The organism is Rhizobium sp. rho-13.1 (genome assembly GCF_007000305.1).
In the GTDB taxonomy this organism is placed as follows: Bacteria; Pseudomonadota; Alphaproteobacteria; order Rhizobiales; family Rhizobiaceae; genus Rhizobium; species Rhizobium rhododendri.
Genome location: NZ_SCFL01000020.1, coordinates 34,194 through 59,400, shown reverse-complemented (window position 1 = coordinate 59,400; position 25,207 = coordinate 34,194). Strand labels below are relative to the sequence as shown.

The following is a 25,207-nucleotide window of genomic DNA, read 5'->3' as shown; positions in this document are numbered from 1 at the left end:
CTTGCCACCGGCCATGATGACCGGGACGATTTTTGCTGCCATGAATTCGATCCTCTTTAAAACTTGTCGTCGATGAATTTCTGCAGGCGAGGCCGCCCTGGCCGCTGTCTGGCTCCGGCATCTACGAACGCTGATTTGTGTCGCTCGTCAAAAGCATGCGAGCACGACGACTGTATCGTGTCTTCCGCTTTCTCCAATCGTTCATTGTCTATTTGTCGATCAAATGAGACACAAGGTTAAGGCTGCAGTCCGGTCTTGTGGAGCTTACGCTATCTATGTCATCCCGCTGAACCCAATGGGCAGCCGGCACAATGAAGTCAAAATTTCTCCACTACGTCTATAAAATAGGTGGTTTTAACTTTTAAGGCGAATGGCTGGTCCGTACCTTTGCACGCAAATGCGACGGGAGGAAAGCTTATGGGCGAACTACGGCTGCTTAATCGAGACAATGGGGACCCGGTGCCTGCGCTGAAGAGCGAGGAAGACGCGATCTCGACTGCGCGAACGCTTGCAAAGGTGTTTGCCCAAACGGCATCCGCGCGAGATCTGGAGCGGACGATGCCTTTCGCCGAGATGGATGCCTTGTCGCGCTCCGGACTGCTCGCGATCACCGTGCCATCCGAGTATGGCGGTCTCGATGTCTCGAATGCTGTCTTGGCCGAGGTCACCGCCATCCTTGCAGAAGCGGATGCGTCGATCGGGCAGATCCCCCAGAACCATTTTTATATTCTTGAAGCGCTGCGCGTCGACGGCAGCGAAGAGCAGAAACGCTTTTTCTTCGGTCGGGCGCTGTCAGGCGACCGGTTCGGCAATGCATTATCGGAAAAGGGCACCAAAACGGTCGGCCATTACAATACCCGCATCACCAAGGACGGCATCGGCCATCGTATCAACGGTCGCAAGTTCTATTCGACAGGCGTCCTTTTTGCCGACTGGGTTACGATTTTTGCACTTGATGCCGACGACAGGCTGACGATGTCATTCGTGGCGAGGGGCACGGAAGGCATCGAGATTATCGATGACTGGGATGGCTTTGGCCAGCGAACCACCGGCAGCGGCACCACTATCCTCAACAATGTCTATGTGCAGGCCGATGCCGTCGTTGCGCACCACAAAGGTTTCGAACGGGCGACCACGATCGGCTCTGTCGGCCAGATCATTCACGCCGGCATCGATCTCGGCATCGCCCGCGCTGCCTTCCAGGACACCATCGCGTTCGTCAATAGCCAGTCACGCCCATGGACGAACAGCGGTGTCGACCGGGCATCGGACGACCCTTTGACAATTGCAAAGCTGGGCCAGATCGCGATCCGCATCGAGGCTGCGTCTGCCGTCGTCGAGCGGGCCGGGCGAAAGATCGACAGCGCCCAGGTCGATCCTACGGAAGCAAATGCCATAGATGCGACCTTGGCCGTCGCGACAGCCAAGGTGTTGACCTCCGAAATTGCCCTGGAGGCATCGACGACGCTGTTTGAGCTCGCAGGTACGTCCTCGACGCGCGCAGGCCTCAATCTGGATCGCCACTGGCGAAACGCCCGCACCCATACTCTCCACGACCCGGTCCGCTGGAAATATCACGTCGTCGGCAACTACCATCTGAACGGCGTCAAGCCGCCGAGGAGCGGCGCGCTATAGAGAAGTTCCGGATACAAACGTCCTCGCAGTCTTGCGGGAAGTTCTACGGATATCGGACCGCGTTCATCTGAAAAGGCCTCGCTCGCTTTACCGAACGAGGCCTTCCGGCTGTTCCTAGACTATCGATCAGCTGTAGAGGCTGACCTCCGGGATGGTCCCGTTGAGTACAAATTCACCGACTTCCCTGGCCTTGTAGAATACTGGGTCGTGAAGGGTGTGGGTCCGCACATTGCGCCAGTAGCGGTCGAAACGATATTTCGAGGCCGTTGCGCGCGCGCCGATGATCTCGAAGACTTTCGACGTGATGTCGAGCGAAACATGCGTTGCGTGAACCTTGGCAGCATAGGCCTCAGCCGCCGCTTCACCGCGTTCACGGGCGGTTGCATCGTGGCCGCGCGACAGGGCTGCCTGGACAGCGGTTGCGGCGAGATCGGCTAAAGCCGCCGAGGCTTTCAGGGATGCTGTGAACTCGCCGACCCGCTCCAGGATATAGGGATCGTCGGCGGCACGAGCAACGCCGGAGGTGATCCAGGGACGCGTGGTCGTGCGAACATAATCCAGCGCCGCAGCCAATGCTCCTTCCGCGGTACCGAGGTAGAAATTCACGAACACCAGCTGAATGAGCGGCGTATTGAAGGTAGCGAGCACGGGCGGCGGCGCATCGGCATCCGCAGGCGGCGCGACGAAATCGCCCTCATAGACCGGGAAATCGCGGAACTCCACGCTGCCACTGTCCGACAATCGCTGGCCCATATTGTCCCAGTCGTCATTGGCGATATAGCCGGGCCGGTCGGTCGGAACGGCGAAGTTGACGATCTGTCCGTCGAGAAGCGCGTTGGCGTTGATGTAGTCGGAAACGCGGGCAGCGGTCGAAAACGTTTTCCGGCCGTTTAGCACATAGCCGTTGCCGCGTTGCGTGAGCACCAGCCCCGGATCGCGCGGATTGACGGCAGCGCCCCAGTAGAGGCTGCGCGCAACCGTCTCGGCGCCGAGCGCCTTGGCGCGCGACTGGTCGGCGAAGGACCAGTAGATCGACTGGCTGTTGACATAGTGGTAACCAAGCAGCTGGCCGAGCGAGCTTTCGCCACGAGCAACGATCCGCACAAGCTTCAGGGCATCGATCCAGTCGAGCCCGCCCCCGCCGATCTCGGCCGCGTGCAGCGCATTGAGAAGACCGGCGTTCTTTAACCGGACAATCTCAGGGATAGGCGGCAGGCCATCACGATCAAGTTCCGCACCGCGACGCGCGAAATCTGCGGACAGCTCTAATGCCCTTGAAAATAGCGCTTCGCGCCCGATGCCGTGGGCTGCTGCAAAGACGACATTCGACTGGCTCATCTCAAATCCTCCAATTGAAAAGTGCGGAGGGCAAGGCGTACGAAACGCCCTGCCCTCACCGCAGATGATCAGAATAATGCCTGCGGGATCCAGCTGGCGGTGGCCGCGCCGCTTGTATTGAAGGCGGGCAGCTTGGCGGCGAGGTCCTCGATTGTCTTAACGCCGGCGGCGCGAAGAGCCGCCTGGGTCAGGAGGGTAGGCTCGACCGTGATCTGGTGGGGGACGGGCTGACCGGCGATCTCCAGGGCCGCCGCGCGGACCGAAACCGCTCCGACGACTGCCGGGTTGGTCGCGACGGTGGCAACCCATGGGCTACCCTCTTCGGTGATTTCCTGAATGTCGGCCGTCGAAACGTCGGCGGAATAAATTCGGATCTTGTCCTTGATGCCGAGATCGCCGGCCGCCAGCTTCACGCCACGGGCAAATTCATCGTAGGGCGCAAAGACCACCTTGATGTCCGGGTTTGCCGTCAGGGCCGCCTTTGCCTGGTCAGCGGTCGTCGTCGCCGTCGTATCGCTGACATTGCCAAAACGCGCCTTCTCGACGACGCCGGCATTGTCGGCCTTGAATTTTTCCCAGACCTCGTTACGGCGGTCGAGAGGCGCAAAACCGGCAACATAGACGTAGGCCGCATTGAACGCGGTGCCATTTTCTTTTGCGGCCTGTTCAAGTGCCTGCTTGGCGAGAGCATGATCGCTTTGCTCTACCTGCGGGATCTTGGGATTGTTGAGGTTCACGTCAAAGGCAACCACCTTGACGCCCTTGTCGAGTGCTTGCTGCACAACGTCGGTGAGCGATTCGGGCAGGCCGTGGTCGACGACGATGGCCTGGACGCCAAGATTGATCGCCTGCAGGATCTGCTCGCGCTGTTCCGACGCATCCTGTCGTCCCGGGAAGACACGAAGGTCGATGCCGAGCGCCTTGGCCTGGGCGACTGCCCCGGCCTGGTAGGCCTGGAAAAAATCACCGGCCGAGATGTAACTGATAAGGGCCAGCTTGACGCCACCCTTGTCGAAGGGCGCCGGAGCGCCCGTAATGCCACCGGCCGCAGCGGCCTGGCTCATCAGCAGCGGAAGGATGGCGGCGCCGGCGGCGAGCCGTAGATAAGATCTCATGTTCGCATTCCTTTTGCATGTCTGTCGGGTCCATCGGGGCGTCGTGCGACAGACCGTTTGACCGCCCTGGCGACGCGATTTCAGTAGATATAATTCCCTATTGAATTTGTAGACTGTTTGATGCGTTGTTTCCGGTTGAAGGAGATTGTTTGTTTCCTGGACAGCCTCTCGGCAGCAAGGCTTTGCCTGTCTCATCGGCATCGCAGCTGGCAGAATTGTCGAAACAACGAAAGTTCGACCGTGCCTCTACTGGATGTCCTCAACCTCCGCCGCAGCTTTGCCGAGACGAAGGCGCTCGGCGGCGCCTCGTTGTCCATCGAGCCCGGCGAGATCGTCGCTTTGATGGGAGTGAACGGTGCCGGAAAATCAACTTTGGTGAAAATACTGTCCGGCGTGCTGCCGGCCGATGGCGGCGAGATGCGGCTCAAGGGGCAGAAGTTTGCGCCCGGCAGCCCGGCCGAGGCGGCAATGGCCGGTATAGTGACGGTGCACCAATCGACCGATCTTGTCGGCGCACCAGGGCAAACGGTGGCTGATGCGCTTCTGCTCAACCGCTTCGCCGATGGCAGCATGCCCTTTTTCGTCTCGCGAGCCAGCATTCGCAGACAGGCGCAGGCAATCCTGGACATTGCCGGCTTCGATCTGCCGCTTGACCGAGATTTTGGTGAGCTGTCGGCCGCAGAACGCCAACTCGTGGCGATTGCGAGAGCCGTGGCAAACAGGGCAGATTTGCTGATCCTGGACGAACCTACGGCCAGCCTGTCGGCGAGCGAGAGTAACCGGCTGTTCGATATCCTGCGGCGAACCCGGCGGACGGGGCTCGCAATCCTCTACATTTCCCATCGCACGGCGGATCTGCAGGCTATTGCCGACCGGGCGCTGGTCATGCGCGGCGGTGTCATCGTCGGCGCCTTCGGTCAACCGATCGATTTTGACCGTGCTGTAGAGGCGATGATCGGCCGCCCGCTTCGCTCGATGCGTCCGGGCGTGGGGGTGGCGCAAGGCGAAGCTGTGTTCACGATGCGGGGCGCGTGCCTTTTACCCGGAAGCCCAATTTTCGATCTTCAACTGTCGCCCGGAGAAGTTGTCGCCATAACCGGCGTCCTTGGTTCCGGCAAGAGCCGCCTCTTGTCGGCGATCTTCGGCCTACTGCCGCTGACGTCTGGCGAGATGACGCTCGGCGGATTGCCCTACCGCCCGAAACGTCCTGCCGACGCTATTGCCGCCGGCGTCGCCATGGCAGCCGAGGACCGGCATCGCTCGTCGTTGATGCCGCCCTCCTGGCCCGGCAATAGCATCGCCGCAACCATCGGCCTGCCGCATCTGGCCAGGTGGTCCCGGCATGGGTTCCTCGATAGCGCCCGCGAGCGTCGCGAGGGTGAAAAGGCCATCGACAGGTTGCGGATCAAGGCGACCGGACCCTCATCATCCGTCTGGACATTGTCGGGCGGCAACCAGCAGAAGGTGGTGCTGGCTCGCTGGGAGGCCGAACCGAGCCGCCTGCTGCTTCTCGACGAACCCTTCCAGGGGGTCGATGTCGGTGCACGCCAGGACATCATCCAGGCGATCCGCAGCCGCAAAGATCGCGCCACGCTGATTGCCACCTCCGATCCTGAAGAAGCGATTGAAATGGCCGACCGCATCCTCGTCATGGATCGCCACGGGCTGCAGTCGCTGAAGCCAGACCGCCACGAAGATACCCGAGAAGGAATACCGGCATGAGCGCCACCGACAGCAGATCTTTCGAAACGGAAAAAGGTCTCCCGCCATCTCGCATCGGCGGTCGTGGGTGGATCGCCAGCCTCCATTCATTCGTGCGCGCTGGCGCCGTATTCATCCTTCTGGCAGCGCTTGTCATCATCTTCACCGGTGCCCAGCCGGCCTTCATTAACCTCGGCAACCTGATGAGCATCCTGCAGGCCGTTTCCGTCGTTGCCATCCTCGGCGCCGGCGTCACGGTGACACTTGCGGTCGGCGGCTTCGACCTTTCGATCGGCGCCGTTGCCGCCTCGAGCGTCATGGCCGCCAGCTATGCGATGATCGTCTGGGGGCTCAACGTCTACGAGACCGTCCCTCTGGTCCTGGCGCTCGGCGCTGTTGTCGGCCTGCTGAACGCGCTGCTGATCGTCAGGCTGAGGGTGCCGGATCTGCTGGCGACGCTGGCCATGATGTTCCTGTTGTCCGGCCTGCAGCTTATTCCGACGGCCGGTCGATCGATCTCGGCAGGGCTGGTCCTACCGGATGGATCGAAGGCATCGGGTGCCTACGATCCCGCCTTCCTGCTGATCGGCCGCCACAGCCTGTTCGGCATCGTACCGGTCTCCGTCGTCCTGATGGCGCTGGTGGCCTTTGCTCTCTACGTGCTGACGGAGAGGACCCGCATCGGACGGCTGTTGTTTGCTACCGGTGGCAACGAGGTGGCGACACGGCTGGCCGGTGCCTCCACCCTTAGGCTGAAAACGCTGGCATACGTGATTTCCGGCACACTCGCCGCGCTCGGTGGCATCATCATTGCGGCCCGGGTTGGCCGCGGTGACGTGTCTTCGGGCGGATCGTTGCTGATGGACGCCGTTGCGGCCTCGCTGATAGGCTATGCAGTGCTGGCCCTGCGCCGCCCGAACGTGCTCGGCACCATCGCCGGTGCCGTCTTCGTCGGTGTGCTGCTCAATGGGCTGACCATGCTGAATGCTCCCTATTACACGCAGGATTTCGTCAAGGGCGCCGTGCTGGTCGGTGCCCTCGCCCTTACCTACGGCCTCAACCGCGGCAATGCTTGAGGCCATCAGATGCTGCGGTAGCATCGTTTTACTGCGAAAGGACCAATATCATGAGCCGTGAAATCAGGCTGAATGCTTTCGACATGAACTGCGTCGGCCACCAGTCGCCAGGTCTTTGGACCCATCCGCGCGACCAGTCTTGGAAATACAAGGATCTCGACTACTGGGTTCATCTGGCAAAGACGCTGGAGCGCGGCAAGTTCGACGGACTGTTCATCGCCGACGTGCTCGGCGTCTACGACGTGCTGAACGGCAATGTCGATGCGGCGCTGCGCCACTCCGCACAGGTGCCGGTGAACGATCCGCTGCAACTGATTCCGACCATGGCCCATGCCACCGAGCATCTCGGCTTCGGCCTGACGGCGTCGCTGTCCTTCGAGCACCCGTACACCTTCGCCCGCCGCATCTCGACGCTCGACCATCTGACAAAGGGCCGCGTCGGCTGGAACATCGTCACCTCCTATCTGAACAGCGGCGCACTCAACATCGGCCAGCAGGCCCAGTCCAAGCACGACGACCGATACGACCTGGCGGAGGAATATCTGGAAGTCTGCTACAAGCTCTGGGAGGGCAGTTGGGAGGACGACGCCGTCGTCCGCGACCGCACGACGGGGATTTTCACCCACCCCGAGAAGGTCCACCCGATCGGCCATGCCGGCAAGCACTTCACCGTGCCCGGCATCCATCTCAGCGAGCCATCGCCACAGCGCACACCAGTACTCTACCAGGCAGGCGCCTCCAGCCGAGGCAAGGATTTTGCCGGGGCACACGCCGAATGCATCTTCGTGGCTGCGCCATCGAAGCCGGTGCTCAAGCGCTACGTCGCCAATGTCCGGGAGGCGGCCGAGCGCAACGGCCGCAATCCTCGCGAGATCCTCGCCTTCAACCTGCAGACTGTCATCCTCGGCGAAACCGACGCCGAGGCGAAGAAGAAGTTCGACGAATACCGCAAATACGTCTCCTACGAGGGTGCGCTAACGCTGATCTCCGGCTGGACCGGCATCGACTTCAGCCAGTTCGGCCCCGACGAGCCGCTGCGGCATCGCTATACCAATGCCGTTCAATCGGCCGTCGAAACCTTTACCACCATCGATCCCGACAAAGTCTGGACGGTGCGCGAGATGGCCGATTGGGTTGGCATCGGCGGCTTCGGTCCGGTGTTTGTCGGCTCGCCACAGACAGTCGCCGACCTCCTGCAGGAGTGGGTCGAGGACACCGATGTCGACGGCTTCAACCTTGCCTACGCCGTCACACCGGAGAGCTTCGAGGATGCCGTCGACCTCCTGGTGCCTGAGTTACAGAAGCGCGGGGTCTACAAAACCGAATACAAGGCCGGGACGTTGCGCGAGAAACTCGGCGCCCGGGGACCGCGACTGACAGCACCCCATCCGGCGGCCGGATATCGCAATCTCGTTCGCGACTTCGAACAACTGCGGGCGAGCGGCTGGGACCGTGCCCGGGTATGAGCGTAATACGCTGAAACCGGGGCGAAATTCGATGCGGACATTGCCCGGTTCCGCAGAAATTTGAAAAGCTGTTCCTCGTCTATATCGTTAGAATACTTATTCTATCGACATTATTTATTAAAGGAGAGGGACATGGAATACGAGCGTTCTAAGGGTGGAATTGGCCGGCGTGATCTGTTGAAGCTGTCGGCGATAGCTGGCGCTGCGGTGGCGGGAGCAACATTGGCCGGGCGGGCGCCCGCATCTGCCGCCGATGGTGAACTGTCTCTGAAGGGCAAACGCATCGCGATCAGTGCTACGGGCACGGATCACTTCTTCGACCTTCAGGCCTATAACGCCCAGATTGCCGAAGTGAAGCGCCTTGGCGGCGAGCCGATCGCCGTCGATGCCGGTCGCAACGACGGCAAGCTTGTGTCGCAGCTGCAAACCCTGATTGCCCAGAAGCCGGATGCGATCGTCCAGATTCTCGGCACGCTCAGCGTCATCGATCCATGGCTGAAGAAGGCTCGCGATGCCGGCATACCGGTGCTGACGATCGATGTGGGCTCCACCAACTCGCTCAACAACACGACGTCGGACAACTGGGGGATCGGCAAGGATCTGGCACTGCAGCTGATTTCCGATATTGGCGGTGAAGGAAACATCGTCGCCTTTAACGGCTTTTACGGTGTCACGCCCTGCGCCATCCGCTACGACCAGCTGGTCAATGTCGTTAAATATTTCCCGAAGGTGAAAATCCTCCAGCCGGAACTGCGCGACGTCATCCCCAATACCGTGCAGGATGCTTTCACCCAGATCACCGCGCTGCTCAACAAGTTTCCGGAAAAGGGATCGATCAAGGCAATCTGGTCGGCATGGGATATCCCGCAACTCGGTGCCACCCAGGCTTTGGCGGCTGCAGGCCGCACGGAAATCAGGACCTACGGGGTCGATGGCAGCCCGGAAGTGCTGCAGCTCGTCGCAGATCCGAACTCGCCGGCCGGCGCCGATGTCGCGCAGCAACCGGCGGAGATAGGACGCACAGCCATCCACAATGTTGCAAAGCTGCTCGCCGGCCAGACCCTGCCGCGCGAAACCTACGTCCCGGCTCTGCTCGCCAGTAAGGCCAATGTCAACGAAGTCACCAAGAAGCTCGGCATCGGCTGATCTCGGGGTCATCAATGTCTGCGGCCCGGCCGCAGATCGCTCCCGATGCTGCGCGCCGCGCGAGGGTTCCATGACGATTACATCCACACCTCCGCCCGGGGATCGCGATATCATCCGCCTCGAAGGTATCGACAAGCACTTCGGTGGGGCACAGGCGCTGTCCGGTGCGTCGCTCGCGGTTCGCCGTGGTACCGTTCACGGCCTGGTGGGCCAGAATGGGGCCGGCAAGTCGACGCTCATCAAGCTGCTGGCGGGACTGCACCAGCCGGACGCCGGGAGCATCGTCATCGACGGCCAGAGATTCGAAAAGCTGACGCCACATCTGGTGGAAGAGCTCGGTATCCACTTCATTCACCAGGACCGCCTGCTGGTTCCGACCTTTACCGTCGGCGAGGCGCTTTTCCTCGGGCGGGAGCCGCGTATTGCTGGAACGCCGTTTCTGGATCGCCGTGCCATGCAGCGTCGCGCGGCCGCAATACTCGAGGATTATTTTGGCATCAACTTGCCCACCGGCGCCTTGGTCAGCGAACTGTCGACTGCGGAAAAGCAGATCGTCCAGATCACCCGGGCATTGCTCAACCAGCCTAAGATCCTCGTTTTCGACGAGCCCACTGCCGCGCTCGTGCACCGGGAAGCGGAAATCCTTTTCCAGCTGATCCGCCGCCTCCGCGATGAAGGCGTGACAATCATCTATATCTCGCACTACCTCAACGAAATCGAGGCTATCTGCGACGATGTCACTGTCTTGCGCAATGGCCGTACCGTTGCCGCGCTACCGATGGCGAGCACCTCCGCCAACGCGATTGCGCGGCTGATGATCGAGCGTGACATCGAAGACATGTTTCCAAAGCGAGCGGTGACTGTCGGAGAGGACCTGCTGCAGCTGGAAAATCTGACATCACCCGGCAAATATGCCGATGTGTCTTTCACACTCCGGCGTGGAGAAGTTCTCGGGTTGACGGGGCTGCTCGGTTCTGGCGCGAAGGAGCTGGTCCGCACACTGTTCGGCCTTGAGACCGCCACCGCCGGCACCATCGCGGTCCTCGGCAAGACGATACAGCCTGCCGATCCGTCTGAGGCCACCGACCGCGCAATAGCCTTGGTGCCAGAGGACCGCCGCATCAATGGAGTGGCGCTCGATCTGGATGTCGGCGAGAACATCAGTCTGGCCTCCTTGCCGCGTTTCACCCGGTTTGGACTGATCGACCGGAGCCGGGAGGCATCCGAAACGGAGCGGCTGATCCACCGGCTCGAGATCAAGACCGCAGGACGGGAGGCGCTGGTTCGGACGCTTTCCGGCGGCAATCAGCAGAAGGTCGCCATCGCCAAATGGCTGAGCCGGCATTCCGAAATCTACCTCCTAGACGAGCCGACCGTCGGCGTCGATATCGGCTCCAAGGTCGAGATCTACACGCTGATCGGCGACCTCGCCGAAAGGGGCGCCGGCATTATCGTGCTGTCCTCGGACTTGCCCGAACTGGTCGGGATAACCGACCGCATCCTCGTCTTCTTCCGAGGCCGCATCGTGCGCGAATTCGCGTCGCGCGAGACCACGCCCGATGCGGTGCTTGCCCAATCGACCGGCTCGAAGGAGGAACTGCGCCATGTCGGCTGACGCTCACTACGCGGGTATCGATTTCGAACCGGCGCAAGACATTCGCCCGAGGCTCGGTCGCAATTTCACGACTGCGGCCCTTCGTGGCGGCTCGCTCCTGGCCTTTGCCGCAATCCTAGTGATCTTTTCGCTGACCGCTCCCTATTTTCTGAGCGTCGGCAATATCGGCAATGTGCTTGGCCAATCGGCCATATCGGGCGTTCTGGCGATCGGGCTTACCCTCGTTCTCATTGCCGGCGGATCGAATGTGGTGACGGGTGGCATCGACCTGTCGCTGGCAGCCAATATGGGTCTCAGCGCCGCAGTCTATGCCAGCCTGATCCAGTTCGGTTTCGGCGATGCAACGGCCATCGCGGCCGCCATCGCGACCGGGGCGTTGATCGGTGCTGTCAATGCAGCGGCGGTCGTCCTTGCGGGTATCGTGCCGCTTTTGGCAACGCTGGCGGTGATGAATGTTGTCGGGGGCCTGGAACTGGTACTGACGCAGAACACCGTGCTGCCGGCATCGACGCCGTTTCTTTCTCTCCTCTCGGCCACCGACCCGTTCAGCATCCCTGTTCTCGCCTATGTCCTGCTCGGCTTCACACTGTTGGTGACCGGCATCGTGCAATTTACACCCCTCGGATTACGCCTTTACGCCGTCGGTGAATTTGCCGAGGCGGCGCGCGCTGCAGGCTTACCCCTCAAGCGGCTGGTGGCGGGAGCATTTGTCGCCAGCGGCGTCTGCGGCGGCCTGGCTGGAATTCTTTCAGTCTCCTATCTGAGCGGGAGCACGACGGGCGCTGGCGAGATGCTGCTTCCGGTCGTAGTGACTGCGCTGCTCGGATCCGTCTTTTCCCGTCGCCTCGTGCCGACCATCCCGGGAACGCTGCTCTCGGCGCTGCTGGTCGGGTTCCTGGTCAACGGCTTTCAACTGCTCAATATATCGAGCACGCTTGTCAGCGGCGTCCAGGGTGCGCTGATCCTGATCGTCGTGTCCGCGACCACATTGCTGCGTCGACAGGAGAATTGATCGATGTCCCTAACCGCACCCTTGCCAGTTACAGACGCTGCATCAGCCCACCGCACCCTGCATAACCTTGGTCGCTACGGACTGGTGCTGGCTCTGATCGTCGTCTTTGCCATTTTCAGCCTAACGACGTCGACCTTTCTGACCTTCGCCAACCTGCAGAGCGTACTCGTCAACAATTTCACGCTGCTCGCTATCGTCTCCGTGGCCATGACCTTCGCAGTCGCCTCAGGCGGCATCGATCTATCCGTCGGCACGGCGGTCGACATGGCAAGTTTTGCCTTCGTCTCGGTGGTGCTGGCGGGCCAGCCAGTGGCGATTGCCGCACTTGCTGGGCTTGTCGCCGGCGGGCTGGTCGGCGCATTCAACGCGCTGCTCATTTCCGGCATCGGCATATCGCCGTTTCTGGCGACGCTGGGAACGCTGTTCATCGGCCGCAGCATCCAGCAGATGCTCACGAATGGCGGTAACCCGGTCTATCTTCCCCCGAACGGCGTGCCCGCTTCCTTCCGCTTTATCGGCCATGGCACGATCGCCGGCGTGCCGACCCCGCTGTTCGTCGCATTCCTCATCATCGTGGCTGCAGCTATTATACTTTCCCGCAGCCGGTTCGGACGCGTGCTGCTGGCATCCGGCATCCAGCCCAGCGTAGTGCGCTATTCCGGCCTGTCGATCCGCGCCCATGTCGCCCTCGTCTTCATCCTGGTCGGGACAATTGCTGCTGCAGCCGGGCTGATCCTGACCGCGACCGTCAGCGTCTACATCCCCTCGTCCGGAAATGCGTTCCTGCTCAACGCCATCGGCGCAACCTTCATCGGCACTACCTTCAGTCCACGCGGCCGCCCGAACATCCCCGGCACAGTTCTCGGCGTCCTCCTGCTCGCCATCGTTGCCAACGGCCTGCTGCTCAGCGACCTGAATTTCTACTGGCAGCAGGTCGGAACAGGAACGCTCATCTTCGCCGTTCTTGCCGTAAGCTTCGCCAGCAGGAAAGCGCACGCTTGACGTGACGCCGTGCGTTTGACCACGCGATGTTGAGCCAGATCAGGCATGCGGCGGTAAGGCGGCGCCTGCGAGTTTCGTCTTGATCCAGTCGGCAACACGGTAATATCGCAGGGTAAGCGGCGGTCCGTATTTCATGTAAAGAGGTGCCGCTGTCAGAGGTTCTAGCTTGAGCGAAAGATCTGACTGCGGAACGCCTTTTGCCCAGTCAGACAGGATGCCGCCCAGCATGCTGCCGGTCGGCACGCCACGACCCGAAAGGCCGGTCAGCGCAACGACGCCCGGTGCCAGATCGTAAAGACGCGGCACGGTGCGGTACTGCATGTCGAGCTCGCCGAACCAGAAATACTCCCATCGGATCTCCTGCCTGATTTGCGGATGCAGCCATTTCAACCTGTCGCTCATCACCCTGCGGGTATACTCCATGTCTCGGCCGCGCCGCCCCATCGGAAACATCGACGCGACGATCCGCCCCTCGGCATTGTACTTGTAGACATAGATATCGCCGCGACCATCGTGGACGGTGGTATTACGTGGCAGGATCGAGCGGCGCTCGTCTTCCGATAGCGGCTGCGTTGCCGCGACAAAGACCTTCTGGATCCTGAAGGTCCGGTCGAGCTTCGGCCATCCGCCAACCGTATAGGCCCCGGTGGCGAAGATCACCTTGTCTGCAACGACTTTTCCCTTGGGCGTGCGGATCGCCCAGGCGGTTCCGTCGCGCTCGCAACCGGTCACCGGCGATTGCGTATGAATAATTCCGCCCTCCTGGATGACCGCTCGGGCAAGGCCGCGGGAATAACCGAGAGGGTTGAGGTGCCCAGCCTCCTCATGCAGCCAGCCGCCGTGAAAGCGCGGGCTACCGGTAATCGTCGCCACCTCGTCCCTGTCCAGGGCCCGGGTTTTCGCGCCGACGGCGTTGTAAGTGCGCACCTTCTCTTCGATTGTCTTCATCATGCCGGGATAGGCGGCACCCATGACATAGCCGTGCTGCTGCCATTCGCACTGGATCTGGTAGCGCTCGATCATGGCGGATACGCGGTCGTTGGCGCGAGTCTGCCTGGCGATCAGCCGTTCTGCCCAAGGCTCGCCGAGCATCCGGCGCAACTCCGGCAGGCTGTAATGAGTGAACGTCGGCGTGCAATGGCCGGCGTTGCGCCCAGAACCGCCAAAGCCGATCTCTTCCCTCTCCAGAAGCACTACGCTGATGCCGTCGCTGACAAGGTCGAGCGCCGTGGTCAGCCCGGTGTAGCCCCCGCCAACGATGCAGACATCGGCTTTGAGCGTGCCCTCCAGCTCTTTCGTTTCGACAGCAGGCGCTGCGGTTTCGTACCACAAGGTCGTCTTGAACGGAGAAAACCGGGTCATATCGCGCCCTTCAGTTTGCATCGCTGCGCGCGTCAAGTGCGTCGCGCAGGCCGTCTCCGATGAAGTTGAAGCTTGTTACCGCCAGTGTGATCGCCACGCCCGGTACGATCGCGAGCCACGGGGCGCGGTCGAGATATTGCTGCGCACCGTTCAGCATATTGCCCCAGCTCGGCAGCGGCGGCTGGATGCCGTAACCGAGGAAACTGACATAGGCTTCGAGCAGGATGGCGCGCGCGACGGTCAGTGTGGCGGCGACGATGATCGGGCCGATGGCGTTCGGCAGGAGTTCGCGAAACATGATCCAGCGGTTGGAAAGGCCGAGCATCCGGGCAGCCAGCACGAAATCTCGCTCGCGCAGCGAGCGCACCTCGGCTTCGACGATACGGGCGATCTCCATCCAGCTTGTGACTGCAATGATAACGGTGATCATGAACGGGCTGGGCTTGATGAAGGCCGCCAGCGCCAGAAGCAGGAAGATACTGGGAAACGACAGGAAGGCATCGACGAACCGCATCAGCGCCGCACCGATACGTCCGCCGTAATAGCCGGCACAGACACCGATGACGGTGCCGAAGATCGTGCTGAGCACCATGGCGAAAAAACCGACGAGCAGCGAAATGCGTCCGGCCATGAACAGGCGGGCAGCGAGATCGCGGCCAAGCGGATCGGTTCCGAAGATATGGTAGCCGGTCAGCGGTGGGGCAAAGCGGGCGCGAAGGTCGATGTAGAGTTCGTTGAACGGCAGCAGATAGGGACCGATGACGCAGGCAAGCGTCAGCAGCGTGATCATGATCAGGCCGATCATGGCAAGCCTGTGGCGCGCGAACCGACGGAAGGTGCGGCTCTGCCACCAATGGGATTTGCTGGAGCGGGGTATGGAAGCGATTGCTGACATGATCTTTTTCCTAACTCAGCCGGATGCGCGGATCGACGAAGGCAACGAGGAGATCGGCGATCAGACTACCGAACAGCACGAGTATCGCCGAAAACATCAGGAGACCCATGACAACCGGATAGTCGTTGTACCCGAGACTATCCAGAAACAGCCGCCCCATGCCAGGCCATGTGAAGACGGTCTCGGTCACCAGCGCTCCGCCGAGAATGGTCGGAAGCTGCAGCCCCGCCAGGGTGATCATCGGCAGGAGTGCATTGCCGATGACGTGTTTCATCAGGACCCGCCGTTCCGACAGCCCCTTGGCCTTTGCGGTGCGAACAAAGTCCTGGTGGATGACGTCAAGCGTCGCGGTGCGCATGTAGCGGCTCCAGACGGCGACGTTGACGAGCGCCAGAACCACCGTCGGCATGATCAGGTGGATGGCATAGTCACTGACCGAGCCGTTGCCGATCGTGTACATGTTGCCCGCTGGCAGCCACCGCAATTTAAGGGCAAACAGATAGATCGCGACAAGTCCGAACCAGAACGTCGGGATCGACAGGGCGACCATGGCACCCACGGTGGCGGAATAATCGAAGATCGAATAGCGCTTGGTCGCGCCCTTGATGCCGACCCAGGTCCCGACGGCAATCGACAACACGGTCGATGAGCCCATCAGCAGCAGCGTGGCAAAGAGATGCCCGGTGATGATGCCGAGCACCGGCTGGCTGTCGCGATAGGAGTGACCCCAGTCACCCTGCAGAAGATGCCAGAGCCAATCGAGATACTGGATCGGCAGCGGCCGGTTCAGGCCCATCTGCTCGGAGATGCGGTCGAGCGTTTCCTTGGTCATCCCGGGGGTGAGCGCGTATTGCGACAACGGCCCTCCAGGCGCAAGATTGAGGACGGCGAAGCCGATCATCGACACCAGAACCAGAAGGATCAGGCTCTGCCATAAACGGCCCATAAGATAGTGCAGCATCGCGGTCTCTCCGATGATTGCGGGACGCATAGTCCCGGACGTCGAATGCCTCTCCCGCCCCTCCCGCAAAAGGAAAGGGCGGGTAAGGGATCGGCGTTAGGATGCCCAGTACCAGCTCCCGGGGTTCCAGCTGTCGATGCGGACGTTGACATTGTAGGCGATGCCTTCGGCACCCTTCTTGTAGCCGCGCACTGTGGCGTACTGGAAGATGGGCAGTAACGGCAGATCGGCGCGTATGATGTCCTGGATCTTAAGGTAGATCTTCTTGCGCTCTTCCGGCACAAAGGTCTGGCCGCCCTCGGTCAGCAGCTTGTCCACCTCGGGATTGGCATACTGCCAGGTGTTCTGGCCAGAGCCGCCCTTGGCAACAATGGATGTCGACTTGAAATAGTCAGACGTATCGGGATCGGCGCCTGTTAGGAAGTCGAGGCCGACGACGACGCTGTCGAACTTCGAATTCGACCAGTATTCGCCCCACATCACGGCGGGCGGCAGGTTCGAGATGGTCATTTCGATGCCGAGATCCTTGAAGGACTGCTGCATGAACTGCTGCACCTGTTCGCGGATATGATTGCCGGCTGTGGTCGAATTCGAGAAGGAAAGCTTGACGCCACCCTTAGCGCGGATGCCGTCGCTGCCGGGCACCCAGCCTGCATCGTCCAGGAGCTTCTTGGCCTTTTCGGGATCGTATTCATGCTTGGGCAGATCCGGATTGGCATAGAAGGATTGCTGCGGCATATAGCTTTCCGTGGGTGTCGGCAGGCCATAATAGAGCGTGTCGATGATCGTCGTCTTGTCCAGCGCATGATAGAGCGCCTGTCGAACCGCAAGATCCTTGAACTGCGGCCTCTCCATGTTGAAGGTCACGGATTCGACTGTCGAGCCCGGCACGACGAGCACAGTCTTGCCATCCAGCGCCTTGGCTTCTTCATAGTGGTCCGGCGTGATCCACTGCAGGCCCGCGACATCGATATCGCCGGTCTTGAACTGGGTGTAGAGAACCGTCAGGTCAGGAATGTATTTGTAGATGATGCGCTCGAGGTAGGGGCCGTCTCCGAAATAACCGGTATTGGCTTCAAGGGTGATGTGATCGCCTGGGACCCGCTCCACCCACTTGAACGGACCGGTGCCGATGGGCGCATGGTTGATCGGAGCGTTGTTTTTGTCCTTCTCTGCGCCGAGGATGTGCTTGGGCACTATGAAGGTCGAGGCGAGGATCGAGGGATAGGGGGCGAACGGTTTTTCCATCTTCCAGGTAATTTCGGTCGGCGACACGACAGTCAGGTCCCGAACCAGTTCATGGCCGGTCTTGCGCCAGCTGAGGAAGGTTGGATCGACCATCAGTTCCAATGTGAACTTGACGTCTTCGGCAGTGAAAGGCGACCCGTCATGCCACTTGACGTCGTCGCGCAGCTTGACCTTCCAGGAAAGACCATCGGCAGAGATGCCGCCATTTTCAACGCTGGGAACCTCGACGGCCAGCGCCGGAGTGAACTTGCCTTGGGGGTCGATGGCAAAAAGCGGGTCGAACAGGCTGAAATGGATACCTTCGTCGACTTCGATATGCAGCATATGCGGATTGAAGACGGTCGGCTCCTGTGAGAAGCCGACGATCATCTGGCCTGTCGGCTTTGCCGGCGGCGTCGCTGCAAGGGCCTGGTCGCGGCCGAGAAGGCCGGGCATGATCAAGCCGGATGCACCGGCCAAAGCCATCATGGTGAGCGCCTGGCGGCGCGTCGGATTGAAGACTGCATGCTTGGTTTCGTCAGACATCGGCTTTTCCCCTTTGATGTTGCTCAGTCACTGTTCCACTTTGTTTTTCGGCACGTCATGTCATCTGCCTTCTTTGCCCGGGCAGAATTAGAAACCGCTGATCAGCTCGATTTTCGAGCCGTCGGAAAAGCGGGAAAGGCGGAAAGCCGTGGGGTCGACCACTGGCGTTCTGCTGGTAACGATGTCGGCCATCAACTTGCCTGCGGCAGGACCGATGCCGAAGCCATGGCCGGAAAAACCGGTCGCGATATGGAAGCCGGGGATTTGATCGACAGCTGAAATCACCGGCACGGCGTCCGGCGTCACATCGATATAACCCGCCCAACGCTGGGCAATCTCTGCCTTTTCGAATACCGGAAATGCCTTTTTGAGGTTGGCAAGCGCCAGGTCGGACAGTTTGTTGGCGGGCTTCGGGTCGAGTACGCGATTGTATTCGAACGGGCTTGCCTCATCCATGGACCAGCGATTGGGGATACGCGCCTCGTCGAGGAAGCGCCCGCCCAGCCGGAATTTCAGCGAGCGCCATTCCTTTCCAAAAGCAGGCATGAAGTCGCGGGCATAGCGGAAGGATTTCGGCACGATATCGACGACGTTCTCATGTCCGGAGGCAATCGTATAGCCGCCATCCTGGCGCTTGCGCACGGCGAAACCCTGCGACCAGATTGCCTGCTCCGGCCCACCTTCCAGCGGTTTTGTCCGCAGGACCGAGTTCATCACCTTCAACTGCGGCAGGTCGATGCCGAAATTTCCGGAAAACAGGCTGGACCAGGCCCCGCCGGCGAGCACCACTGCCGAACAGGCGATCGGGCCACGCTCGGTCACAACGCCCGAGATCCGGCCGCCGGACGTTTCGATGCCGCGCACTGCGCATTCCGTCAGGATCGTCGCTCCCTTGTCGCGGGCGGCTTCGGCAACTGCGGGGGCTGCGACCTGCGGTTCGGCACGTCCGTCCGCGGAGGTGTAGAGCGCACCCTTGATGTCCATATCCGCATTTGGGAACATCGCACGGAACTCGCCGGCACTCAGCATCCTGGAATCCAGCTGGTAGCCTTCGAGGTTACGGTTCCAGCGCTCGTGATCGGCAAACTCCTGATCGCTGGCGCAGGTGAACAGGATGCCGGCGCGTTTGTAGCCGGTCGCACGACCGATCCTCTGGTCGAGATTGCTCCACAGCCGCAGGGCTTCCGCCATTAGCGGCACTTCGCGCGGATCTCGCCTGGAAATACGCACCCAGCCCCAGTTGCGGCTCGACTGCTCGTGACCGATCCCACCTTTTTCACAAAGGGCAACGCGCAGGCCGCGCTCGGCAAGTTCGAGCGCTGTTGATGTGCCGATGATGCCGCCACCGATGACGACGATATCGACTTCGGCAGGCAGGTCGGCATCGCCGTGAACGGGAACGACATAGGGTCCGGGCATTTCAGTAGGATTCCTCGAGCTGGCAATTGATGTTGAATTCGGCGACGCTGGCTTCGTTTGGCAAGTCCAGCAGCATGGATATGATCCGGGCAAGATCGCGCGGGTCGGTCATCGTTTCGGCGGCGCGGTCGGTGATACCGAGCGCCATGTCTGTCGCAACGAAACCCGGGCAGACGGCGGTAGCGCGTATACCAAGATCAAAGCCCGCATGGCGGATGCCGTGGGCAAGGGCAACAGCTGCAAACTTGGAGATCGAATACGAACCGGCGCCGGCCGACTTCACGCGCTTGCCGGACAACGAACCGAGAATGATAACCCTGCCCCGGCCACTTTTGCTGAGAGCCGGCCATGCAGCCCGGGCAAGCCGGCGCGGCGCCTTGACATTGACAGCAAGCATCGCGTCGATGTCCACCTCATCGGCCTCTATGACCGATTTCGGAACCATGATCCCGGCATTGGCGACGATAGCATCGATGCGGCCGAAACGGTCGACTGCCGCATCGACCCAGGTCTGCTCGGCAGTTTCTTCAAATGCATCGTAGGTGTGAACATGAACGCGCCGTGGATCGGCCCAGGCAGGCAGCGCCGGCGTGCGCATGCCAAGCGACAGGCGCCATCCCTGCTCATGCAGAAAAACCGCGACTGCCGCGCCGATGCCACGATTGGCACCCGATATCAACGCTACACGCTCTGCCATCATGGCATGATCCTTCGAAAACAACGATCAGGACAGGCCGGCGATCCGCCGGTAGGTTCTGCGCAGAATGTCCATCAACAGCTGCCGGTCGCCCTCCGGCACGAAGTCGAAGAAGTCCCTGGATTGCCGGGTAACGATGGCGCGCACCTCGACAGCCAGCTCTGCGCCTCTCTCGGTGATGTAAAGTTCCTGTGCGCGGTTGTCGTCTACCGACGTCTCGCGGGTCAGAAGCCCCTGGCTTTCCATCTGCTCGACAAGGCGGCCCATGGCGGAACGATCCTTAAGAATGAGTTGGGCGATCACAGACGGGCGAATTCCCGGATGACTGTCGACCATGAGCAAGGTAGTGATCTTTCCGGTCCCCTTGGCGACATCGTATCCCTCAAGGCGCTCATCCAGATCGCGCGAGACTGCGATATTGACCGTGCGGATGTAGAAGCTCAGCGTATCTTCCAGCACATCAAGATCGATGTCCTCAAGCGAAACGGGTGGCGTCTTTCTTCGTTCTGGCACAGTCGAAAGCCTCAAAAAAGCAAAGCGATACCAAGCTATCCTTTCTGATAAGGTTAGCTATTACGATCTCGGAACGAGAGACATAGGAGTAGTCTTCCAAGGTCATGATTTGCCAGATAGTGGATAATTGCAACTATTTTCTGATGAGTTCGCCGATATTTTATTCACCGTTCTGAATTGCCCGTTTATTGGGCGGATACGCATATTCATATGAGGCAAAACGACAAAAAGCCGCCCTGACACGGGTTCAGGGCGGCCACGCTATACGGGATCAGTTTATGGGCGCCTCAGGCGGCCGGCTCCCACTCGGCACCGGGGATCGCCGCGACAAGCTTGCGGGTATAATCGTGGCCCGGCGCGCGGAAAATCTGCGAGGGTGGCCCATACTCGACGATTTCCCCCCGGTACATGACGGCGACCTCGTCGCAGATCAGGCTCGCGACCCTCAGATCATGGGTGATGAAAATCATTGCCACCTTTGTCTCTTTCTGGATTCGCGTCAGCAACTCGAGAATCTGCGCCTGGATCGACACGTCGAGGGCCGACACCGCTTCATCGGCCACCAACAGCACAGGGTCGAACATCAGCGCCCTGGCGATGCCGATCCGCTGCCGCTGGCCGCCGGAAAATTCATGCGGAAACCTGTCATAGGCACCCTCGTCCAACCCGACCAGCTTCAACGTTCGAAGCGCCTTGGCCTTCGCCTCCGAGATGGACATCCCATGCGCCACGGGCCCGACGGTCAGGACCCTGCCGATGGTATGACGCGGATTGAGGGAGGCAAACGGATCCTGGAAGATCATCTGGATATGGGGTCGGATCGATCGGAATGCGTCGTTCGACATCGGTGCGATATCGCGACCGTCGAACAGGATCTGGCCGCTATCCGAATTCATAAGCTTCACCAGAACCCGGCCGAGCGACGACTTTCCGGAACCGGATTCGCCGACGATGCCGAGGGTTCGCGCCTTGCGGATCGAAAAACTGACATCGTTGACGGCGCGCACAGTTCGACCCTTGGTAAAGAACCCGCCGGACGTGTGGTAGGTCTTACTGAGATGAGATACCTCAAGCACGACGGGCGTATCCGCTGCTCCCTGCCGATCCTGCGCGGTCATGCGCGGAACGGCGGCAATGAGGCGTTTCGTGTAGGGATGCTCGGGCGCGTTCAAGACGATATCGGCAGGCCCCTGCTCCACAAGATGTCCTTTCTCCATGACGATCACCCGATCGGCAATCTCCGCGACGACGCCGAAATCATGGGTGATGAACATCACGCTCATGTTCTTCCGACGCTGGATCTTGCGGATCAATTCGAGAATTTGCGCCTGGGTCGTGACATCCAGCGCCGTTGTCGGCTCGTCGGCGATCAAGACATCGGGATCAAGCGCGAGCGCCATGGCGATCATCACACGCTGACGCTGTCCGCCGGAGAGACGGAACGGATACTGATGCTGAAGCAGGCCTGGGTCGGGAAGACCAACCTCGTCGAGAAGACCGAGAACCTTGGCAGCACGGCTTTCCGGCGTCCCCACCTTGTGCGCTTCCATCACCTCGGCGATCTGATCGCCGATCGTCATCAGCGGATTGAGGGCCGAAAGCGGATCTTGAAAAATGATCGAGACGGCGCGGCCGCGCAACGCCCGCAAAGTCTTTTCATCCGCCTGGATCAGGTCCCGCCCCTTGAACCAGATGCTGCCATGCGTGACGGTGATGGCCGGTGACAACAGCCCCATGATTGCATTGGCCGTCACCGACTTTCCTGACCCGGACTCGCCGATGATGCAGAGAATTTCCCCCGATCTCAGATCGAAGGAAATGTCACTCACCGCATGCGGGCGCTCCATGTTCTTCGGAAGACTGACGGTCAGTTGCCGGACGGACAGAGCAACATCTCCGCCAGCTTCCAGTGGCATAGTTTCAGTCTGCATGATGGCGGGCCCTTTCCGATTTTCGCGAAGGCTTGGGGTTATGCAAGAATGATGCCGAATATCGGGAGTTTCCGTGCGGGCGAATGCCGAAGCACCCTTGTTGATGATACTACGGCTGGGACAATCGGATGAGCGGACCGCATTTCTAACTCTAAAAACTGAAGTGAACCGTATCGTCTCACCCGGTCAGTGGGATCGGCGTTACGTCGGATAATGGTCTGCAGCATCAATATCGAAGACGATGCGGCGAACGTCTCGCCAGGTTGCGGCACACGGCTTGGCATAAAACATGCTTCTCACCAGCCTGTCACATTCCAAATGGGAAGAAGGCTAGTCATGACGCGACAGGCAAACGGTATGATGGATGTGCGCCTGATGAGGACGCTGTTGACCTTGTTGACGGAATGCAGTGTCTCTCGAACGGCCGATATTCTGGGCCAGGCTCAGCCAACGGTAAGTTTAACGCTGAAAAGGCTGCGGGAAATGCTGGACGACCCGCTGCTGGTGAGGTCTGGCAGCACACTTGTGCCGACGGAACGGGGCCTTGCGCTGAAGCAGACGTTGCGCGACATTCTCGGCCAGATCGACGCTCATCTTTCTCCAGATGCAACCTTCGACCCGAAAACCGCAGCGCGGAACTTCCGCATCATTGCCGATAATTGCCTTGGAGCAGTGTTTCTGCCTCAACTCGTCGGCAGAATTGCGCAAAAGGCGCCCAATGTGGGTGTCGATGCATCTCATATGCCGAGCTACGAGGATCTGATAAGCCAGTTGGCAGACGGCTCCATCGACGCGGTCATTGGCAACTGGCCACACCCGCCAGAATACCTGCGGATGTCCCCGTTGCTGACGACCGACATCGTCTGCGTCTTCCGCCCAAGCCACCGGCTTGCCAGCCAGCACAAGCCGATCACCATGGACGAGTTTCTGAAAGAGAAGCATCTGTCGCCGACATCGGACAAACGTGCGCATCTCAGCCCGATCGACGGCCGGCTGATAGAACTCGGCCTGAAGCGCAATATAGCCGTCTCGGTTCCCGAATATGCGATCACACCTTACGTGCTGACCCAATCCGACCTTGTCTTTACCACGGGTCGTATTTTTGCCGAGCAGATCGCCCAGTCGTTTCCGTTGGTCGTCAGGGAGGCTCCAAGGGACCTCGGGCAGATGCAGTTCTATATGCTGTGGCACGAGTGCAAGCATCAGTCGCCCGATCACCTCTGGCTGAGACAGATGATCAAGTCGGTTGCAGCCGACATTCGCGCCTGCGATCCGACGGGCCCCTTGTCACCCAAAGCCCTTCTTCCTCACGCATCGCTCTACAATTGAAAGGACCGCTTCCGTTCAGAATGTCCGGCCGCACAAAACTGGCAAAGCGCAATATAGTCTATTGTGTATCGGTTATAGGCTTTCCTGACCAAACAGACCACACTCCTCTCAGTTTCCTCGCAACGAGATGAGAGCACGATGGCAGGTTCAGGAATTACCCGACGTGAAATACTTGCAGGTATCGCCGCTGGCGCGGCGGCAGGAACTTTCGGCTCGTTGAGCAGCGCGCGGGCTGCCGTGTCGGAGATGGTCTGGGCAACCTGGGATTCCAACGGCCATCCTGAATACATCGCAGCCTTCGAAGCGCAGACCGGTGTCAAGGTAAAGTTGTCCTATCTCTCCAGCGAAGACGCGCAGTTTGCGGCGCTGAAAACCGGCACTGCCTCGGATTGGGATATGATCAACCCATCGCTGAACGGAAGCTGGCGCTATATCAAAGCGGGGCTGCTCGAACAAATCGACATGGCCAAGATCCCCAACTCCGCCAAGATGTACGATGTCTTCAAGACCACACCCAAGGTCCTCGATGCCTCCGGCAAGCAGTTTGCAGTTCCCTACCTCTGGGGTCTAAACCCGATCGTCTACCGCAAGGACAAATTCGAAAGCGAGCCAGACTACACGACGCTTTTCAACGAAAAGTACAAGGGCCAGCTCGCCATGCGCGACTATGCGCTGGAATCGATCGGTATCGCGGGCCTGGTTGCCGGCATCCCGCGCGACAAGGTGTTTTTCATGGAGACCAAGGAGCTTGCGGAAGCCAAGAAGCTGCTGATTGCCCAAAAGCCGCTACTACGGACTTACTGGCAGACGATCGGAGATCTCACCAACCTGTTCGCCACGGGCGAGGTTTCCTGCGCATTTTCATGGCGTGTTCCCTACGATACCCTGAAGGACAAGTTGCCGTTGGGCATGGCAAAGCCCAAGGCTGGCATCATGGGATGGTGCGACTGCTTTGCCATGCCGGCGACCCTGTCTCCCGAAAAGACGGAGATCGGCTACAAGTTCATCGATTATTTGCTCGGTCCGGAATTCGCAACGCAGATCGCCAAGATCGGCAATTACGCCACGACCTCCTCCGTCATCCGTGACACCTTGTCCAAGGAACAGCAGGAAGCGATCTTCGTAGACGACATGGACGTGATGAAGTCCTTCATGTGGCCGGTTGCCCCTGAGAATTACTCAGAGTGGCTGAAGGTCTGGAATGAAGTCAAGGCAAGCTGA

20 protein-coding genes are annotated in these 25,207 nt (G+C 60.2%); 10 read left to right on the top strand and 10 right to left on the bottom strand.

The window, feature by feature from the left end; all coding sequences use genetic code 11:
• Window positions 1-417: 417 nt before the first annotated feature.
• On the top strand, window positions 418-1,635 hold the full coding sequence (locus tag EQW76_RS25535) for an SfnB family sulfur acquisition oxidoreductase (RefSeq protein WP_143123364.1): 1,218 nt from the start codon (window positions 418-420) through the stop codon (window positions 1,633-1,635).
• A 126-nt stretch (window positions 1,636-1,761) separates the two neighbouring features.
• On the opposite strand, the gene EQW76_RS25530 is transcribed toward EQW76_RS25535, so the two are convergent.
• Both EQW76_RS25530 and EQW76_RS25525 read right to left on the bottom strand, forming a co-directional pair.
• Window positions 1,762-2,973: an acyl-CoA dehydrogenase family protein gene (locus EQW76_RS25530; protein WP_142832308.1), complete on the bottom strand. Its 1,212-nt coding sequence runs from the start codon at window positions 2,971-2,973 to the stop codon at window positions 1,762-1,764.
• Window positions 2,974-3,041: 68 nt separating this feature from the next.
• Window positions 3,042-4,088, bottom strand: coding sequence for a substrate-binding domain-containing protein (locus tag EQW76_RS25525; RefSeq protein ID WP_143123363.1), 1,047 nt, complete (start codon window positions 4,086-4,088; stop codon window positions 3,042-3,044).
• 240 nt (window positions 4,089-4,328) lie between these two features.
• On the opposite strand from EQW76_RS25525, the gene EQW76_RS25520 reads away from it, so the two are divergent.
• The 7 genes from EQW76_RS25520 to EQW76_RS25490 all read left to right on the top strand — a co-directional run bounded on the left by EQW76_RS25520 (window position 4,329) and on the right by EQW76_RS25490 (window position 13,106).
• Complete coding sequence (locus EQW76_RS25520; protein WP_143123362.1) at window positions 4,329-5,810, top strand: sugar ABC transporter ATP-binding protein; 1,482 nt, start codon at window positions 4,329-4,331, stop codon at window positions 5,808-5,810.
• Entirely contained in the window at window positions 5,807-6,865 is a 1,059-nt protein-coding gene (locus tag EQW76_RS25515; RefSeq protein WP_142832305.1) for an ABC transporter permease, read from the top strand. Before EQW76_RS25520 ends, EQW76_RS25515 begins: the two co-directional genes overlap by 4 nt.
• Before the next feature lie 50 nt (window positions 6,866-6,915).
• Entirely contained in the window at window positions 6,916-8,331 is a 1,416-nt protein-coding gene (locus EQW76_RS25510; RefSeq protein WP_143123361.1) for an LLM class flavin-dependent oxidoreductase, read from the top strand.
• 132 nt (window positions 8,332-8,463) lie between these two features.
• Entirely contained in the window at window positions 8,464-9,477 is a 1,014-nt protein-coding gene (locus EQW76_RS25505; protein WP_143123360.1) for a sugar ABC transporter substrate-binding protein, read from the top strand.
• Between the two features lie 70 nt (window positions 9,478-9,547).
• Window positions 9,548-11,092 carry a sugar ABC transporter ATP-binding protein gene (locus EQW76_RS25500; protein ID WP_143123359.1) on the top strand — a complete coding sequence of 515 codons (1,545 nt, stop codon included), beginning with the start codon at window positions 9,548-9,550 and terminating at the stop codon, window positions 11,090-11,092.
• Complete coding sequence (locus tag EQW76_RS25495) at window positions 11,082-12,104, top strand: ABC transporter permease (RefSeq protein WP_142832301.1); 1,023 nt, start codon at window positions 11,082-11,084, stop codon at window positions 12,102-12,104. The genes EQW76_RS25500 and EQW76_RS25495 overlap by 11 nt, the downstream gene beginning before the upstream one ends.
• A 3-nt stretch (window positions 12,105-12,107) precedes the next feature.
• Window positions 12,108-13,106, top strand: coding sequence for an ABC transporter permease (locus EQW76_RS25490; RefSeq protein WP_142832300.1), 999 nt, complete (start codon window positions 12,108-12,110; stop codon window positions 13,104-13,106).
• A gap of 39 nt (window positions 13,107-13,145) precedes the next feature.
• Here EQW76_RS25490 and EQW76_RS25485 read toward each other — a convergent pair whose 3' ends face one another.
• The 8 genes from EQW76_RS25485 to EQW76_RS25450 form a co-directional block, all read right to left on the bottom strand.
• The gene (locus EQW76_RS25485; protein ID WP_143123358.1) at window positions 13,146-14,468 is read right to left on the bottom strand and encodes an FAD-binding oxidoreductase; all 1,323 of its coding nucleotides are present in this window, start codon (window positions 14,466-14,468) and stop codon (window positions 13,146-13,148) included.
• A gap of 10 nt (window positions 14,469-14,478) precedes the next feature.
• Entirely contained in the window at window positions 14,479-15,363 is an 885-nt protein-coding gene (locus tag EQW76_RS25480; RefSeq protein ID WP_142832298.1) for an ABC transporter permease, read from the bottom strand.
• A gap of 10 nt (window positions 15,364-15,373) precedes the next feature.
• Window positions 15,374-16,324 (bottom strand): ABC transporter permease, encoded by a 951-nt coding sequence (locus EQW76_RS25475; RefSeq protein WP_142832297.1) that lies wholly within the window; start codon window positions 16,322-16,324, stop codon window positions 15,374-15,376.
• Between the two features lie 96 nt (window positions 16,325-16,420).
• Entirely contained in the window at window positions 16,421-18,097 is a 1,677-nt protein-coding gene (locus EQW76_RS25470) for a peptide ABC transporter substrate-binding protein (protein ID WP_143123357.1), read from the bottom strand.
• A gap of 87 nt (window positions 18,098-18,184) precedes the next feature.
• Window positions 18,185-19,516, bottom strand: coding sequence for an FAD-binding oxidoreductase (locus tag EQW76_RS25465; protein ID WP_142832295.1), 1,332 nt, complete (start codon window positions 19,514-19,516; stop codon window positions 18,185-18,187).
• 1 nt (window position 19,517) lies between these two features.
• Window positions 19,518-20,216 carry an SDR family NAD(P)-dependent oxidoreductase gene (locus tag EQW76_RS25460; RefSeq protein ID WP_143123356.1) on the bottom strand — a complete coding sequence of 233 codons (699 nt, stop codon included), beginning with the start codon at window positions 20,214-20,216 and terminating at the stop codon, window positions 19,518-19,520.
• 24 nt (window positions 20,217-20,240) lie between these two features.
• On the bottom strand, window positions 20,241-20,726 hold the full coding sequence (locus EQW76_RS25455) for a MarR family winged helix-turn-helix transcriptional regulator (protein WP_142832293.1): 486 nt from the start codon (window positions 20,724-20,726) through the stop codon (window positions 20,241-20,243).
• 287 nt (window positions 20,727-21,013) lie between these two features.
• The gene (locus EQW76_RS25450) at window positions 21,014-22,657 is read right to left on the bottom strand and encodes an ABC transporter ATP-binding protein (RefSeq protein WP_244617020.1); all 1,644 of its coding nucleotides are present in this window, start codon (window positions 22,655-22,657) and stop codon (window positions 21,014-21,016) included.
• A gap of 336 nt (window positions 22,658-22,993) precedes the next feature.
• Here EQW76_RS25450 and EQW76_RS25445 point away from each other — a divergent pair, with 336 nt between their 5' ends.
• Complete coding sequence (locus EQW76_RS25445; RefSeq protein WP_224129450.1) at window positions 22,994-23,986, top strand: LysR family transcriptional regulator; 993 nt, start codon at window positions 22,994-22,996, stop codon at window positions 23,984-23,986.
• A gap of 138 nt (window positions 23,987-24,124) precedes the next feature.
• On the top strand, window positions 24,125-25,207 hold the full coding sequence (locus EQW76_RS25440; RefSeq protein ID WP_224129452.1) for an extracellular solute-binding protein: 1,083 nt from the start codon (window positions 24,125-24,127) through the stop codon (window positions 25,205-25,207).